The organism is Enterococcus larvae, assembly GCF_017830045.1.
GTDB lineage: Bacteria > Bacillota > Bacilli > Lactobacillales > Enterococcaceae > Enterococcus_L > Enterococcus_L larvae.
Map to the genome: position 1 here is coordinate 232,798 of NZ_JAEDXU010000005.1, position 16,741 is coordinate 249,538.

The window sequence follows — 16,741 nt, forward strand, 5'->3', positions numbered from 1 at the left end:
ATTATACACTAGATTTTGATGGAAAAGAAAGGATGAATGGAATGAGCGGATTTCCAAAAGATTTTTTATGGGGCGGAGCAACTGCGGCCAATCAGTTTGAAGGAGCCTTTTTAGAAGACGGTAAAGGCTGGTCGACAGCCGACACAGCACGCTATATCAAAGAGAACGGAACAGATATCCATGCCATCACAAAACCAATGACGACAGCAGATGTCAAAGCGGCGATGGAGGACAAAGAAGGGGTTTATCCAAAACGTCACGGTATTGATTTCTATCATCGGTATAAAGAGGATATTGCTTTGTTTGCAGAAATGGGCTTTAAGACATTCAGATTGTCGATTTCATGGCCTCGTATTTTTCCAAAAGGGAATGAAAGTGAGCCGAATGAAGCAGGCTTGGCTTTTTATGACAAGGTGTTTGACGAACTGTTGAAGTATGACATTGAACCGTTAGTAACGATTTCTCATTATGAGTTTCCGTTAGAGTTGGCTTTTGAACAAAATGGCTGGGAAAGTCGTAAAACTGTGGCAGCGTTTGAGAAGTACGCACGTGTGCTTTTTGAACGATATAAAGGGAAAGTGAAATACTGGCTGACATTCAATGAAATCAATATCATTGGAATGACAGGGTACTTAAGTGGCGGTATCTTAGCAGATAAAACGGAGAACCTGCTTCAAGCACAATTCCAAGCTGCTCATCATCAGTTTATCGCAAGCGCATTAGCTGTCAAAGCGTGTCATGAAATCATTCCTGATGCTAAAATCGGTTGTATGCTGGCAAGAATGGAAGCTTATCCAGATACTTGCAACCCAATGGATGTGATGGAGAGTATTTACAGTGACCATACAAATCTGTTTTATTCAGATGTCCAAATCCGTGGCTACTATCCAAGCTACATGAATAAATTCTTCCGCGACAATAATATTGTAATCAAAAAAGAGGCCGACGATGATGCACTTCTTAAAGAAGGTACTGTTGATTATATGTCCTTCAGCTATTATATGAGTAGTATCGCTACGCATGAGAAGGATAGCGATCAGGTTGGCGGAAATCTTTTAGGATCGAAGAAAAATCCATATCTGAAAGCTAGTGACTGGGGTTGGCAGATCGACCCTGTTGGTCTACGTGTGACATTGCATAAACTGTATGACCGTTACCAAATCCCGTTGTATATTGTGGAAAATGGGTTAGGTGCGAAGGATGTTGTTGAAGCTGACGGCAGTATCCATGATGCCTATCGAATTGATTATCTTCGTGACCACATCAAAGAAATGGAAACTGCAATTGATGAGGGCGTTGAATTGATGGGTTACACACCATGGGGCTGTATTGATCTTGTCAGTGCAAGCACTAGTGAAATGTCTAAACGTTACGGTTTCATCTATGTCGATTTGGACGATGAAGGCAACGGAACGCTGGATCGGTCGAAAAAAGATTCCTTTGACTGGTATAAAAAGGTTATTGCCAGTAATGGGGCAGATTTAGCTTAACGATTAAAAGAGAGTGGGACAATAATCTGTTCCACTCTTTTTCATACCCTAAATCCGAATAAACGGCGAGTCAGAAGCAGCTCCTACGACAGTAAGCCATTGCTTACAAAGTAAGCAGAGCAGATGCTGAAAAGTACCTACCTGGTGCTTGTAGCTAAACACTTCTGTTTCGGCCTCTTTTTTATCAGTAAAGTTCTATAATTCTTAGTTATTTCGTTGAGCATAATGCTGCCAAGCAATTCCTCGGCTCTCACACCAGTCGATAATCGAGCGGTCGAAAATGAGGTCAGTTGTCAGTAAATCAGAAGTTTTTCTTTTTCCGAGAAGCGTATAAAGCATTTGGAGTTCTTCTTCCCACTGTCTGGTCAACTCAATTGCGGCATCAAGCCCATGAGTGAGTAATTCATTCAAGAGAGTGCCGGCTATACCAACGCTTTTTGCACCTAGGCTTAGGCACTTGATGATGTCCAGTGAATTCCGGATTCCACCGGAGGACAGTATGGTCATATCCTTTTGATGATTGGAGGACTCTACTAGTGAAAGTACGGTTGATTGTCCCCAATCACTTAGAAAGTCCAGCTCTCGCTTTTTACGACGGGCATTTTCGATTTGAGTGAAGCTTGTACCACCTTGCCCGCTGATATCAACCGCTGTTACTCCTGTCTGATAGAGCTGATCGATCGTTTCACTACTCATACCAAAACCAACTTCCTTAACGATCACAGGTACCTTAAGTCTGCTAGTGATTTCTTCAATCGATTCCAGCCAGCTGCTGAAATTTCGATCGCCTTCCGGCATAACAAGCTCTTGCGGTGCATTGAGATGGATCTGCAATCCATCTGCTTCGACTAGCCTGACCGCTGCTTCAGCATCCTTTAAAGAAGCACCAGCTCCGATATTTGCGAAAATCACGCCATTTGGATTTTCTTTGCGCACAACAGAAAAAGAATCAGCTGTATCTGGATTCTTCACTGCTGCACTAACGGAGCCAGTGGCAATCATGACGCCGGTTTCTCTTGCAATGATTCCCAACTGGCGATTGACTTCTTTTGTTTTTTCACTACCGCCAGTCATGGCATTGATATAAAACGGCTGAGGAAAAGAAAATCCCAAAAAAGCAGTAGAGATATCCGCCATGTCCAAATCAATTTCAGGCAATGAATGGTGGACAAAACGAATGTGATCAAAATCATTTTCTCGTTCCCTGTGAAAAGCTTTTGCTAAAGAAAGGTGTTCATCCTTTCGGTTCATCATGTTCTTGACCTCCATAAAAATAGACATGCAGCGGTAATGGTGTGAGCTCTTGTTTTTCCCAAGCGCTGACTAATGGCAAAATTCCTGATTTTTGTTTGAACAGTACGATACCGCAATCACCGCCTCCGGCACCAGATGACTTTGCAGCCCCGCCAAATTGTTCAGCCAGATCACAAAGCTTCTTAAGGGCTGGGGTTTCAATGACCACGCCAGTCAAATCAGTCAGTTGAAGCAGTAGTTGACGATTTTCTCTCAATGCAGCCTGAATGGTGTCGATGTCGTTGCTCTTAAAGCCTTGAATCATTTGCGTCACACATTCTCTGCTTTTATCCAGAAAGGTTTGGTAAGATAATTCCTTATCCCCTTTAGAACGATGAACTTGATCCACTAGATCAGAGGTTGATGCTGGACTCCCTGTCCAGCCAATCAACAATCTGAGATGCTTCGGTACAGCCAGTGACTCAATCATCAAATCAGGCCAGTCACTGATGAGCAGTTCGTGGAGTGTCTGTTCTTCCGATTGTTTTCTGACCCATTGATGATCAAAGGTGGAAAAAGCAATCCAACCGCCATAACAGCTGGCTGCAATATCTCCACAGGAGCCGTTTCCCTGTACGGCTAAATGGGCCAAAGCCGACAGCTTGAAGATTTTTTCATTGTCTAAGCCTAACTGATAGAAGGCATTCAGAGCTTTCACAGTGGCGACGGTTACCGCTCCGCTTGATCCCAATCCATATTTTCGCCCGCTTGCATTATCAAGCTCACTGGTTACTTTCAAATGATAGAAGGAAAGGGGTGCATCCTGCTCCTGTGCATATTTTTCGGTCAGGTGGATCGCTGCCAGGATATAGTGAAATGGATTTTCTCGAATATCTAAAACTAGTTCATTGTTTTTTCTGGTCCAGCGTACAGGAATCGAGCGGTACTGCTCTGATTGGATACTGCCCTCGTCCTGTGCTTTTTCAAGAGTAACTGTTACAAATTGATCAACAGCAACAATCACGGCAGGATGTCCTGGCTCAACGACAGCGTACTCACCTGAAATAAACAGCTTTCCGGGTGCTGAAATCTCAATCATGTGTCAACGACCTTTCCGAATTTAAAATCTCTATACCTGGTCCGGCACTTGCCATGACCAGTTGGTTTTCACTGAACTGTTCAGTGAACTGCGCCAACAATCTCGCCTGATTTTTTTTCTGTACTAAGACCTTGACATTGGGTCCCGCATCCATCGTGAAGTAACAGGAGATCCCTTCTGCACGGCAAGCACGAACGAGATTCATCGCTTTCAGACTATCTGGAGACCAGTAGGTAAATGGCGGCATTGCACCGAGTGTAGTTGCATGCATGCGAAGCGCGTTAGCTTCAGCAGTTTCCCCTAAGGATACGAAGTTCTTTTCTTTGATTGCTTGTTTGGCTGTTATCAGATCTTCAGCTGCAGCTGTCAGCCAGCCTTGATAAAAGACAGAGGTTTCGACTGTTCGTTTCATGCCGTCTCTGCTGGATACATCCTTTTGCGCATCATCCACCAGAACAAACAGCATTGCCAGCTCATCCTCCCATGAATCGGAAGAAACTTGAACGGCGTAGGAGGTGTCATCTGAATCCCCCTTTTGCCACTCTGCAAAGCCGCCGAAAATACTACGACAAGCTGAACCAGAGCCTCTTCGTGCCAATCTAGATAACTCTTCAGGTGTAAGGGATAGATCCAATGCTGCATTACAGGCCCCTGCTAATGCAGCTAATCCACTGGCGGAAGAAGCTAATCCAGCCGCTGTAGGTACAAAATTCTTGCTGGTTACTTCAGCGAAAAGAGGAACATCATACTTATGTCGTACAATATCAAGAAAGCTGCTGATTTTTTTAGTCTGAGCGTCATCTTGCAATTGACCATCTAAATAAAAGCGATCAGTTGGAAGCTCAGGTGTGAACTGAACACTGGTTTCAGTATAAAAAGCATCCAAGGTCAAAGAAAGGCTGTTGTTCATTGGTAGGATCAATCGATCATCCTTTTTGCCCCAGTATTTGATTAAAGCAATATTTGTATAGGCCCGTGCCTTTCCAATGTTCATGATTGTGCCTCCAATGATTGAATCCATGTATTTACTGCGCCGACTTCCGTAAAGGCGTCAGCAATCTTTTCAGCAGATGCTTGTGAGTCTGCTAATGCAATCACACAACCACCACGACCGCCACCGGTCAATTTTGCGCCAAGTGCCCCTTGTCTCTTTGCTGCTTCGACTAGATGCTCGATCATCGGATGACTGACCGTTAGCTCAGCCAGTATCAGTTGTGCCTGATCCATTGCTGTTCCAAGCTGTGGTGCATCATTTGCCATAATTGCTTGCTTACTGCGTTGAGTAAGTTCTCCCAGAGCTTCGATTTTTTTGCCGACAGTCATTCTATCTGTTTCAAATAGATGAGCGACATCTTTAACCGCTTCTCGTGTCTGTCCCTTGATTCCAGTATCAGCTACAATCAGCCAAGTGTTTTTCAAATCCATAGGGAAAAGACTAAGTTCCTGTCCTTTTACAAAAAAGATAGGCTGACTACCGCTTGTTGCAGCAGCATCGATACCACTAGGATTTCCATGAGCAATTTTTTCCGCCTGATTGACCAGTACAGCGAGCTCTTCATCTGTCGCTGAGTAGTCATAATAATCAAAAATACTGCGGATCACAGAAACAGCAACAGCTGCACTTGACCCCATACCTCTTTCCGGTGGAATCGTACTTGTGATTGTAAAGGAGAAGAAATCCTCCCTATTTAAAAATGCCAATGTTTGAATAATACTTTCTTTTATATTATGAAGCTGCTTAGGTGCTTTTGACAGACTGCCTGAGAAATACGCACAATCCAGCAGCATTTCCTCAGCTGGTTCCGCAATCGTCGTCACAGCAGCAGCGTGAAAGGGAAAAGCAATGGCTGGTTCTCCGTAAACAACAGCGTGTTCACCCATCAGGATAATTTTACCTGTGGCAGTGCCGATCCCTGAGTTATTGTTTTTCATTTGATACATCCTTTTACATTAAAATAATAAGTGAGTGGCGATCCATGGTGCAGCATAAAGGATCATGAACTGAACGCCGTAGTTGACCCCCATATTGTTCAGCGTGCCGCAGACGATCCCAACAAGTAGGACGCCGAAAATATTGATAAGACCTGCATCCATATAGGCAAGCAGAAGAATAAAGCCAATGAATAGTCCTAAGATCGCTTCATGAGGGATCTTTTTCAATACAAAAGCAGTCATCTGCTGTGCGTATTTCATGGCAATAAAGTAAGTAACAATAGAAGCAATCACTGCCGCTAATAAAATAGAAAAGATAAATTCATTTCGTGAAAGCAGATGATGGATATTATTATCCAACGTAAATACAGGTGGTGCATTAAATAGAGCATTTGCCGGACCGACTGCCACAGGTGATAGTGGAATCCCTAAAGCAATCAATGGAATGATCACACCGGAAAGATATGTTGCATGAGACAACGCACTCATTGAAGTGATGGCCATGCTGGCTTTTTTCACAGGATCTTTTTCTTTATTCGCTGCAATCTCTCCAAAAAGAATCGTTAGTCCAACTGGGCTGAGGAAAAAGAGAAAATTGGACAACAGAGAAACGAGTGCACTGGTTCCAGCTTCTTTTTTTGTTACAGTTTTTAAAGGGTGCTTCAAGCTGCCCTCTTCGTTGACTCTTTTTATAGTAATTTTCTTTTTCGCATGTCGAGGAAGCTGGTCCCGCTTTTGCTTATTCAAAAGACCTAATAAAGAAACAATCAATGGTCCTATGGTGATTCCTAAAAAGAAGGAAGTCGTAACATTTTTTTCCTGAGGAACTGCCCCAATCCCCCAATATAAATAACGCAATCCTTGAAAAAGAAGAGCTAAGGGAATGATGCTGAGTAGTGCGAATAATTTGTTTTTCCCAATCAGCGCCAGAAAAATTGCCCCGAACACAAAAAGCAAAGAGGCGTAAGCCTTAACAGACTCAGAAAATGGCGCTAGAATATTTGCCAGCAGAAGACTGACAGGGATCGCAATCACGGTTCCAATGATGGAGCCAGTCGCCATTTTCTTGATACTGGTAGCTGCCAACCCTTTTTCCTTTAGAAAAAGGGCATGCTCGATCATAGGAGTAGACATCACTCCGCCTGGTAAGCCAACGAGTGCTGTCGGGATAGCATTCATCAAGTTCAGTGTAATAATTGCTGCGATAAAGAAGGTCAAAACAACAATCGGTTTAACACCTGAAAGAACTAACGCCAATGTGACAGGCATCAATACGGATGTTTCATCTGTGCCGGGAACAAAGCCGATGAATGTATAAAGAACAATAGCGCCGAAAATTGCCAACAGCATTTGCAGAAGTAAAGAAATATCCATGATTATTCCTCCTCCTCAATCACTGTACGTTTCGGTTTGATGATAAAAGTAGTGATCAAAAACCCTAAAACCGCTCCGCCAAGACCAAAAAAGAGCTGTTTTGTCTGATCAGAGGCTGGTGCAAGGAAAAAGCCTCCCATAGTAAAAACACTGCATAAAACAATTGCAAGGATCAAATCCTTGATCATAACGAGATCTCCCCAGATCTCAATAAATTCTTTCTTCAATTTTTTTCTCCTTTCGATTTGTGAAACAGAAAAGGTTGTGATAGAACCGCACAACTCCTAAAAACACATCGATTGCTCCAAAAATAGCTTCCTATATTTTTGTGAGTATTTGACATATTTCCGAGAAAATCGCTTTTACATTCACGGTTCTCGGCCTGCTGCAATCCTTGAAGCAGGGAGGAGCTTTGGGACATCATTTATTATGATAGTCAACACAACCTATATCCAGTGAACAAAAAAGAATGCAGACTCAATACCTTAGCATCAGCCTGCAATTTTTTATGATTTCACAAGTTGAACCTTCATTAGTTTATCGAAAAAGAGAAGGCAAGTAAAAGAATTTTACTTATTTCTAAAGAAAACGTTAAGCCCGACAGTAAGGGATTTGCGGGATTTTTAGGGATAAAATAACACGCTACTTGAGAATGATTCCCAGTGTTTCGGCAATTGTCAGAGCTTGTTCTGCGTTGACGATCATTCCTCGAATCGATTCGGGAGAAAGAGCAATCGTATCAAATTGATTCTCTGAAAAATCAAGGTCCTTTAATCGGGTATTGAACCACTGACTTTGTGTAAGTTGGCAATCCTTCAGCCTCAGGTGCTGCCAATCAAGTTCAGAAAACTCTGCTTGCCTTAAGCTGGATTCTTCAAAATCAACAACCTTCATCGTAGACATTGAAAAGGAAGCATAATCCAAAATACAGCCGCTGAATAGGCAATCCTTCAGGTAGGCTTCAGCAAAATTGCAACCAGTCAGCTTGCATTGACGAAATTCAACTTGATGAAAGCCGGCTCCGATCCATTCGGAATTGGAGAAATCACAGTTTTCAAAAACCACATTGACACATTCGAACTGACTCAGCCGACTGCCCAACATCTGCATTTTTTTGATACAGCTCTCTTTAATAAATAAATGATGACAGTCAGCTTCTTCGACAAATTCGTTTTCAATTTGCAGTGCTTCAAGCATGGCTTCATCTTCGATTACCGGCATTTCACTTGTTAGACTATTTGGCAGTATAGGCATGATTCGCTTTTTTATTTTCATATTCATTTGGCTTCCTTTCAATCCTGTTTTTCATTCTATTATACTAAAACAATCTATGACTAATCGAAATAGTTGGAGCAATTTTATGTTTCTGTGAGGAAAATGAGGATAAGGAAAGCTAGGAGTGCTGAATAATATGCACTTGTAGTGATTAATTCTGAGCAAAAAGAAGTTTTTATGACTTATTATTAAGATAGCATAAGATTTTTCTTGATTTTTTAATGTTATGAAGGTAAACTATATCCCATAGCAATAAATAATTATTAAATTCTGAGTTTTCAGAAAAATCGGAAACAGAATTTTCTAGGAGGAAAAGGGAATGAAGTTAAAGAAATCATTTGCTTTAGGGGCAATCACATTACTTAGTGTGTCAGCATTGGCAGCCTGCGGAAGCGGCGGAGGAACCGACGATTCAAAATCTACAAGTTCAGAATCCAATGGAAAAGCCAGCGGAGAACAAATCTTTCGCGTAATTGAACAACAGGAAATGCCTAGTGCCGATTTGTCAGTAGCAACAGACGTAATCAGCTTTACTGCACTGAACAATGTTTATGAAGGATTATACAGATTAGACTTGGACAACAAGGTAATCACAGCTGGTGCAGCTGAAATGGCTGAAATCAGTGAAGATGGAACAGTCTACACTGTGAAGCTGAATGAAGACTCTAAATGGACTGATGGCGAGCCTGTAAAAGCAGAAGACTACGTTTATGGTTGGCAGCGTACAGTTGACCCTGCAACAGCATCTGAATACGGATATATGTTTGCACCGGTTAAAAATGGTGAGAAAATTGCCAATGGCGAAGCAAAACCAGAAGAATTAGGAATCAAAGCAGTTGGTGATTACGAATTAGAAATCACACTGGAACAAGCAACTCCTTACTTTGATTACCTGTTAGCTTTCCCTTCATTCTTCCCACAAAGAAAAGACATTGTGGAACAATATGGAAAAGAATATGCAGCAACAAGCGAAAATGCAGTATACAACGGACCGTTTGTATTAGACGGCTTCGATGGACCAGGTACAGATACTGAATGGTCATATAAGAAAAATGAAGATTACTGGGATGCTGAAACTGTTCAGCTGGATGAAGTGAAAGTAAGTGTTGTTAAAGAAGCACCAACTTCACTGAACCTATTCCAAGACGGACAAGCGGATGACGTAATCCTAACAGGTGAATTGGCACAGCAAATGGCTGCAGATCCTGAATACGTGATTCAAAAAGAAGCATCTACACAATATTTGGAATTGAACCAAATCGAAGAAGATTCACCATTTAGAAATGAAAACCTAAGAAAAGCGATCTCTTACGCAATCGATCGTGATGCTTTGGTAACTTCAATCCTTGGCGATGGTTCAGTAGCACCTAAAGGTCTAGTACCTGCAGATATGTCTACAAACCCTGATACAGGCGCTGACTTTGTAGAAGATGCTGGTGACGATATCAGCTCTGATGAAAAGAAAGCCGCAGAATATTGGGAAAAAGCGAAAAAAGAACTGAAGATCGATTCTCTGGAATTTGATATCCTTTCTTCTGATACTGATTCTTCTAAGAAAGTAACGGAGTACATTCAAGGCGCTATTCAAGAAGCATTGGATGGAGTAAAAGTAACATTGAGTCCTGTACCTTTCTCTGTACGTCTGGATCGCTCAAACAAGGGTGACTTTGATGTAGTAATGGGCGGTTGGGGTGCTGACTATGTTGACCCAAGTAGTTTCTTGGATCTATTCATTACCGGCAACTCTTATAACCGTGGACGTTACAGCAACACTGAATATGATGAGTATCTGAAATCAGCATCAACAACAAATGCTAATGATCCTGAAAAACGTTGGGATGACTTGGTAAATGCAGAGAAAATCATTACAGGTGAAATGGGTGTCATTCCTCTTTACCAAAAAGCAGAAGGTCATATGAGATCTGCTAAAGTGAAAGATGTTGGCTTCCACCCAGCTGGAGCTCAATACGATTACAAATGGACATACATTTCAGAATAATCTGAAATAGCCGTCTATATAAATTCTATTAGATATGAAAGTCTATGAAAATTTATCTTTGAATGCAGTACAAACAAAGGAAATAAACATATGTCTCACGTATTGAATAGGAGTTATATACAGCAAAAGGACCCTTGCCTTCTTAGGAAAAGGCAACGGTCCTCTTGCTATCTTTGCTTAGAAAAAGTAAAATAGTAAGGAAACGATAGCTGGAATCAGCAACAATCCCCCTGTTTCAAGCCAGTAAAGCCGGTGGGCGTTGCCGATTTCTGAAAATGGTATGAATTCTTTCGGTTCATTTTTCTTTCTCCATTGAAAAGCTTTTTTCATAAAGTATTGAAAATTATCGAAGAAGCCTGAGGACATGATCCACAGTGCGATCCCGATGATGAGAAAGAAAAGTGAAACGATAAAGAAGGTATCAGATATGGATTGGACAGTAACTGATTTTTTGATTAGAAATAAATAGATAAAAATGCCAAAACTGGAGATTATAAATGTGGCCAATGGCCATTTTAATTTTTTCATAGGTTCTTTCCTTGTCTATATTAGTTTTATTGTCTATACTTTATCGAAAACAGCTGTTGAAGTCAAAAAAATTTCGGAGGTGTCATTCTTGAACAGTTTTGGGAAGTATTTTCTTAAACGTGTTTTCTTCATGATAATCACATTGTGGTTAATCGCAACACTTACGTTTTTCCTAATGCAATTATTACCAGGTACTCCATATACCAATCAGGAAAAACTAAGTCCAGAAACAATTGCCATGTTGAACAAGCAGTCCGGGCTGGACAAACCGGTCATCGTTCAATACGGAATCTATTTAAAAAATCTTGTAGTGGGTGATTTTGGGATTTCATTCCAATTTAAAAATCAACCAGTAGCGAAGCTCTTGATTAATCGAATCGGTCCTTCTGTACAATTAGGTGGACAGGCGATTATATTCGGTACTTTTGTAGGTATCTTGTTAGGTATTATCGCAGCAATGCGTCAAAATACTTGGGTGGATACATTAGCAACCTTGCTTGCAATCTTAGGAAGGTCTATTCCAAACTTTGTTTTTGCAGTACTGCTTCAATACGTTTTCGCAATGAAATTGGGCATACTGCCGATCGCAAAATGGGAAACCTTTGCTTCTACAATTTTACCAACCATCGCTTTAGCGATGAGTCCTATGGCAGATTCGGCCAGGTTTATACGAACCGAGATGGTTGAGGTGTTACATAGTGACTATGTAGAGTTAGCGAGAGCGAAAGGATTAAGCCGCTGGCAGGTGGCATTCAGACACGGTTTAAGAAACAGCTTGATCCCGTTGATTACTTTGTTGGGACCTTTAGCTGTTGGATTGATGACAGGTTCTCTTGTTGTTGAAAATATTTTTGCAATCCCTGGTATCGGGGAACAGTTCGTTAAATCGATCATGACGAATGATTATCCAACGATCATGGCAGTAACAATTCTTTATTCTACAATGCTGGTTATTGTTATCTTGGTTGTTGACTTGCTTTATGGATTGATCGATCCAAGAATTCGTGTATCAGGAGGTGACAACGGCTAATGGAAACAATTAATTTGAACAAAGTACCTGATTCAGTTAAGAATATTCCTTCTGATGAGTTTCAACTTTTAGATGCTTCTACATCAAAAGAAAGAGAACGAATCGTTGCCCCGTCACTGAACTTTATTCAGGATTCATGGCGTCGTTTGAAAAAGAACAAGGCAGCAGTAATTTCACTGGCTATCTTGATTGTTGTTATCATTATCTCGATTGGTTCGATTTGGGTATCACCCCATGATCCAACCAAGCAAAATGTTTCTTATATTAATTTACCTCCGAGAATCCCGGGGTTGGATGCAATCGACGGCTTGAACGGTAAAGCTGTAGTTGCAGGTCAAATAGTAGATAAATATGCACAGGCAAAAGTTCCGGAAGGGACAAACTTCTATTTCGGTACAGATGGATTGGGTCGTGATGTCCTGAGTCGCTTAATGATGGGGACACGTGTTTCTCTATTGATTGCCTTTATTGCAGCAATTCTTGATATTACGATTGGTGTAACCTACGGATTGATTTCAGGATTGCTTGGCGGACGTGTGGATACTGTGATGCAGCGTATTTTGGAAGTCCTTTCCGGTATCCCGAACTTAGTAGTTATGATTTTGATGCTTACTGTATTTGATCCAGGTATCCTATCTATCGTTCTTGCGATGGTTGTAACGAACTGGATTTCGATGGCCCGGATCGTCCGAGCCCAGACCTTGAAATTGAAGGATCAGGAGTTTGTTTTAGCGGCACAAACATTGGGAGAATCCCGATTGAAAATTGCTGTGAAACATATCCTTCCTAATATTTCAAGTATAATCATTGTACAAATGATGTTCAGTATTCCATCAGCAATCTTCTTCGAGGCTTTCTTAAGCTTCATCGGATTGGGATTAAGACCGCCGACCGCTTCTCTGGGTACGTTACTGAATGAAGGTTACAAAACATTCAGATTCCTGCCTTACCTGATGTGGATTCCGGCAGCAACATTATCTGTAATCATGATTTGTTTCAATTTACTGGCTGACGGTTTACGTGATGCCTTAGATCCTAAGATGAAAGAGTAGAGTGAATGACTATGGAAAAAGTATTAGAAGTAAAAGATTTGCATATATCTTTTGATACATTCGCAGGAAAAGTCAATGCCATTCGTGGTGTGAACTTTGATCTTCATAAAGGAGAAACACTGGCAATCGTTGGTGAATCTGGTAGTGGGAAATCTGTAACAACCAGAACAATCATGCGTCTATTGAGCAGTAATGCGAATATTGACAAGGGTGAGATCCTATTTAAGGGTGCTGACATCGTCAATAAAACTGAAAAAGAAATGCAAAGTATTCGAGGAAAAGAAATTGCGATGATCTTCCAGGATCCGATGACTTCATTGGACCCGACAATGCCTATTGGTAAACAGGTAGCTGAATCGTTGATCAAACATAATAAAGTCTCTAAAAGCGAAGGCTTGGCTCAAGCACTGGAATTGCTGAAGCTGGTAGGTATTCCAAACGCTGAGAAGCGCTTGAAGAACTACCCTCACCAATTTTCCGGCGGACAACGTCAGCGTATCGTTATTGCGATTGCGTTGATCTGTTATCCGGAGGTTCTGATTGCTGATGAGCCGACAACCGCATTGGACGTAACGATCCAAGCACAGATCCTTGAGTTATTGAAGGACCTGCAGCAAAAAATCAGCACATCGATCATTTTCATCACCCATGACTTGGGTGTTGTGGCAAATGTTGCCGATCGTGTGGCTGTTATGTATGGCGGACGAATCGTAGAAGTGGGTACTTCAGAAGAAATCTTCTATAACCCGCAGCATCCTTATACATGGGGCTTGCTTGGTTCTATGCCTACATTGGAGGGAACAGAAGAGAAGCTTTACGCTATTCCAGGTTCACCTCCGGATCTGTTGGACCCTCCTAAAGGAGATGCCTTCTATCCTAGAAATGAGTTTGCATTGAAAATCGATGCAGAACAGCAGCCTCCGTATTTTGAGGTATCGCCTACTCATAGAGCGGCAACTTGGTTGTTAGCTCCACAAGCGCCGAAAGTAACTCCTCCGGCGGAAATTGAAAGACGTTGGGCTATTTATAGAGAGCGTCATAACATTTCAGAGACAGGAGGGGCAAACTAGTGGATTTAGAAAAACGTAAATTACTTTTAGACGTTAAAGGATTGAAGCAGTATTTCAATGTTGGTCGTCCTGATGAAGTTAAAGCAGTAGACGATGTCAGCTTCCATATTTATGAAGGCGAAACATTTGGACTAGTTGGAGAGTCCGGTAGTGGGAAATCAACAACCGGTCGAAGCGTGATCCGCTTGTACAAGCCAACAGCTGGCGAAATCATTTTTGATGGTGAAAATATTGCAAACATCCGTTCAAAGGAAAAAATGCAGGCATTTCGTCGTGAAGTTCAGATGATTTTCCAAGATCCTTATGCGTCATTGAACCCGAGAATGAAGGTCAATGATATTATCGCTGAAGGGATCGATATCAATAAATTAGCGAAAAATGAAGCCGAACGTACTGCCAGAGTTGAAGAACTGCTGAAAGTCGTTGGTTTGGACCCAAGCCATGCGTCTCGTTACCCACATGAATTTTCAGGTGGACAGCGTCAGCGTATTGGGATCGCTCGTGCATTAGCTGTTGATCCGAAGTTTATCATTTGTGATGAGCCGATTTCAGCACTGGATGTTTCGATTCAGGCGCAGGTGGTCAACTTGCTTCAGGATCTGCAAAAAGATGCTGGTTTGACGTATCTGTTTATCGCCCATGATTTGTCTATGGTGAAGCATATCAGTGATCGTATCGGTGTTATGCACAGTGGTAGATTACTGGAAATGGGTTCAAGTGAGGATATCTATAACTTTGGTGTTCATCCTTATACAGAAAGCCTGCTTTCAGCAATTCCATTGCCTGATCCAGACTATGAGCGTACTCGTAAGCGGATCATCTACAAGCCTCAGCCAGAAGATGGCAAAGAGCGTAAGCTGAGAGAAGTTGCGCCGGAGCATTATGTATTTTGTGCTGAAGATGAAGTAACGATGTACCGTGAAAAAATCGAAGACAAAAAAGCAAAAGCACGTCATTAATAAGCGAAAGCTTTTGATTTCTGAGTGCAGCAGTGCTCAGTAGAAAATACTATAAAAGCTGAACAAATCTGTTCAGCTTTTATAGTACTCTTGGTAAGTAAGAGAAAAAGGAAAGGTCTGGTCTGTCAGAGGAAGAAGACTTGCCGATTGAAGCTCCTTCAGTTCAAGAATCTTCCCGCGGCCATTCTTGCAGGGTGGTGTTATTGGTGAAAGTATTGAAAGCCTGCAAATACAGACTCTATCCAACTTCTTCTCAGATTGAATTTTTTGAAAAAACATTTTCCAGTGTGCACTTGGTTCATAATCTTCTATTACAGGATCGAATTGCTCTGTATAAAGAAGCAAAGAAGAACCCCCAAAGGAAGAACAGCCTGCCAACTCCGGCAAAGTATAAAAGGGAATATCCTTTGCTTAAAGAGGTGGACAGTCTGGCACTGGCAAATGCACAGGTTCATTTAGAACGGGCACTAAAACGTTTCTATAGTGGAAAGGATGTTGGCTTTCCCAAAATGAAGTCAAAGAAAAATCCGGTTACTTCCTATACAACCAACAATCAAAAGGGAACGATAAAAATTGTCGGTTTAAATTGTTTGAAAATTCCAAAATTAAAAACGTTGATTAAATTAAAGGTGCATCGTGAACCAAAAGGGAAAATCAAATCAGCTACGATTTCAAGATCTTCAACAGGCAAGTATTTTGTATCGATCCTTTGTGAAGAGACTATTCAGTGCCGTAAAAAAACAAATAGGGCTGTCGGAATCACTCTGGGTTGTTCAGAATTAGCCATTTTATCTAATGGTCAAAGAATCGATAATGATCAACTGACGAAAGAAATCGAGGGAAGAATTCAACGGGAAGAAAAAAAGCTGGCTCGAAAAAAACAATTGGCCAGTGAAAAAGGTCTGGATCTGCTGGAACAGAAGAACTATCAAAAACAAAAAATGAAGGTTGCCAGATTAAGAGAACGATTATTGAATCAGCGTCATGATTTTTTAAATAAGGTGACAACAAATCTGGTAAATGAATATGATTTGATCTGTATCGAGGATGCACATAAAAAAGAATTCAATCGAAACTGTAAATTGAATAAACGGGTTTCTGATGTTTCATGGTCTCTATTTGTTTCCAAGCTGGAGTATAAGGCTATGTGGCACGATAAGCAGCTAATCAAGCTCAAACGAAGCTGCACTGAAGAACCATGTGCTAAACCTTTAACAGAACTGCTGTTGGATATCGATAGCGAGAACGGCAAGCACGACAAAGAAATTGCTTCGAGTATTCAACTGTTGTTTCAAGGATTAAATCAGTAAGTGTGAAAAACTGTAGGGACTACAGGGCTAGCTTAGGGTATATAAGATAATCGATTATCTGTTTCTAAGAAGCCCTTTAAGGGATTTAAAGGGCAGTTCACTAATTATTAATAAAAGAATATAACTCATTTTCCGGCTTAATTGGGAGATGAGTTTTTTTTGATCAAATCAGGGTAGGTGCTTCTCGACAGGAAGGTTGAAAAAACAACTAGAAGAGAAAGCTTGAAGGGAGTGTTGACAATCAAAGAAATATCGTTTATACTAATCTAGTTGAGAAATAAAAGCAGAAGCACCCGCTTCTCGCCTTAGTTGAGTATATCACTGGGCTGGATAAGAGGATTCCTTGTATCAGAAGATATGAGTATGAATTTGCGCGGGTTCTGAATAGGA

The 16,741-nt window shown here is 41.3% G+C and carries 15 protein-coding genes and 1 other annotated feature (1 of these 16 cut by a window edge); of the genes, 7 read left to right on the top strand and 8 right to left on the bottom strand.

All coding sequences use genetic code 11. The annotated features are described in order from the left end of the window. Nucleotides 1-41: 41 nt before the first annotated feature. Nucleotides 42-1,490, top strand: a complete 1,449-nt coding sequence (locus tag I6N96_RS11615; RefSeq protein WP_209557702.1) for a glycoside hydrolase family 1 protein — start codon at nt 42-44, stop codon at nt 1,488-1,490. A gap of 204 nt (nt 1,491-1,694) precedes the next feature. Here I6N96_RS11615 and fni read toward each other — a convergent pair whose 3' ends face one another. The 7 genes from fni to I6N96_RS11650 form a co-directional block, all read right to left on the bottom strand. Next, a complete protein-coding gene (fni, locus tag I6N96_RS11620; RefSeq protein ID WP_209557759.1) occupies nt 1,695-2,741 on the bottom strand; it encodes a type 2 isopentenyl-diphosphate Delta-isomerase in 1,047 nt (348 codons plus the stop codon). Continuing rightward, on the bottom strand, nt 2,725-3,822 hold the full coding sequence (locus I6N96_RS11625) for a phosphomevalonate kinase (protein ID WP_209557703.1): 1,098 nt from the start codon (nt 3,820-3,822) through the stop codon (nt 2,725-2,727). Before I6N96_RS11625 ends, fni begins: the two co-directional genes overlap by 17 nt. Beyond that, nucleotides 3,815-4,816: a diphosphomevalonate decarboxylase gene (gene mvaD / locus I6N96_RS11630; protein ID WP_209557704.1), complete on the bottom strand. Its 1,002-nt coding sequence runs from the start codon at nt 4,814-4,816 to the stop codon at nt 3,815-3,817. Before mvaD ends, I6N96_RS11625 begins: the two co-directional genes overlap by 8 nt. Then, nucleotides 4,813-5,754, bottom strand: a complete 942-nt coding sequence (mvk, locus tag I6N96_RS11635) for a mevalonate kinase (protein WP_209557705.1) — start codon at nt 5,752-5,754, stop codon at nt 4,813-4,815. Before mvk ends, mvaD begins: the two co-directional genes overlap by 4 nt. Nucleotides 5,755-5,772: 18 nt before the next feature. Beyond that, complete coding sequence (locus I6N96_RS11640) at nt 5,773-7,128, bottom strand: tripartite tricarboxylate transporter permease (protein ID WP_209557706.1); 1,356 nt, start codon at nt 7,126-7,128, stop codon at nt 5,773-5,775. 2 nt (nt 7,129-7,130) lie between these two features. Next, the gene (locus tag I6N96_RS11645) at nt 7,131-7,355 is read right to left on the bottom strand and encodes a hypothetical protein (protein WP_209557707.1); all 225 of its coding nucleotides are present in this window, start codon (nt 7,353-7,355) and stop codon (nt 7,131-7,133) included. A gap of 415 nt (nt 7,356-7,770) precedes the next feature. Continuing rightward, nucleotides 7,771-8,403, bottom strand: coding sequence for a pentapeptide repeat-containing protein (locus I6N96_RS11650; RefSeq protein WP_209557708.1), 633 nt, complete (start codon nt 8,401-8,403; stop codon nt 7,771-7,773). Between the two features lie 319 nt (nt 8,404-8,722). Between I6N96_RS11650 and I6N96_RS11655 the strand changes: the two genes are divergently transcribed. Continuing rightward, nucleotides 8,723-10,402 (top strand): peptide ABC transporter substrate-binding protein, encoded by a 1,680-nt coding sequence (locus I6N96_RS11655; RefSeq protein ID WP_209557709.1) that lies wholly within the window; start codon nt 8,723-8,725, stop codon nt 10,400-10,402. Nucleotides 10,403-10,579: 177 nt separating this feature from the next. Here the strand turns inward: I6N96_RS11655 and I6N96_RS11660 are convergent, their stop codons facing one another. Further along, nucleotides 10,580-10,930, bottom strand: coding sequence for a DUF3899 domain-containing protein (locus tag I6N96_RS11660; protein WP_209557710.1), 351 nt, complete (start codon nt 10,928-10,930; stop codon nt 10,580-10,582). Between the two features lie 88 nt (nt 10,931-11,018). On the opposite strand from I6N96_RS11660, the gene opp1B reads away from it, so the two are divergent. From opp1B to I6N96_RS11685, 5 genes are all read left to right on the top strand, one after another. Beyond that, nucleotides 11,019-11,960, top strand: coding sequence for an oligopeptide ABC transporter permease Opp1B (opp1B, locus tag I6N96_RS11665; protein ID WP_209557711.1), 942 nt, complete (start codon nt 11,019-11,021; stop codon nt 11,958-11,960). Next, complete coding sequence (gene opp3C / locus I6N96_RS11670) at nt 11,960-13,012, top strand: oligopeptide ABC transporter permease (RefSeq protein WP_209557712.1); 1,053 nt, start codon at nt 11,960-11,962, stop codon at nt 13,010-13,012. The genes opp1B and opp3C overlap by 1 nt, the downstream gene beginning before the upstream one ends. 5 nt (nt 13,013-13,017) lie before the next feature. After that, nucleotides 13,018-14,082 carry an ABC transporter ATP-binding protein gene (locus I6N96_RS11675; protein WP_209557713.1) on the top strand — a complete coding sequence of 355 codons (1,065 nt, stop codon included), beginning with the start codon at nt 13,018-13,020 and terminating at the stop codon, nt 14,080-14,082. Further along, nucleotides 14,082-15,041 (top strand): ABC transporter ATP-binding protein, encoded by a 960-nt coding sequence (locus I6N96_RS11680; protein ID WP_209557714.1) that lies wholly within the window; start codon nt 14,082-14,084, stop codon nt 15,039-15,041. The genes I6N96_RS11675 and I6N96_RS11680 overlap by 1 nt, the downstream gene beginning before the upstream one ends. Nucleotides 15,042-15,247: 206 nt before the next feature. Then, the gene (locus I6N96_RS11685) at nt 15,248-16,351 is read left to right on the top strand and encodes an RNA-guided endonuclease TnpB family protein (protein WP_209557715.1); all 1,104 of its coding nucleotides are present in this window, start codon (nt 15,248-15,250) and stop codon (nt 16,349-16,351) included. A 275-nt stretch (nt 16,352-16,626) separates the two neighbouring features. Next, nucleotides 16,627-16,741, top strand: a sequence feature (ribosomal protein L20 leader region); it runs 19 nt beyond the window's last position.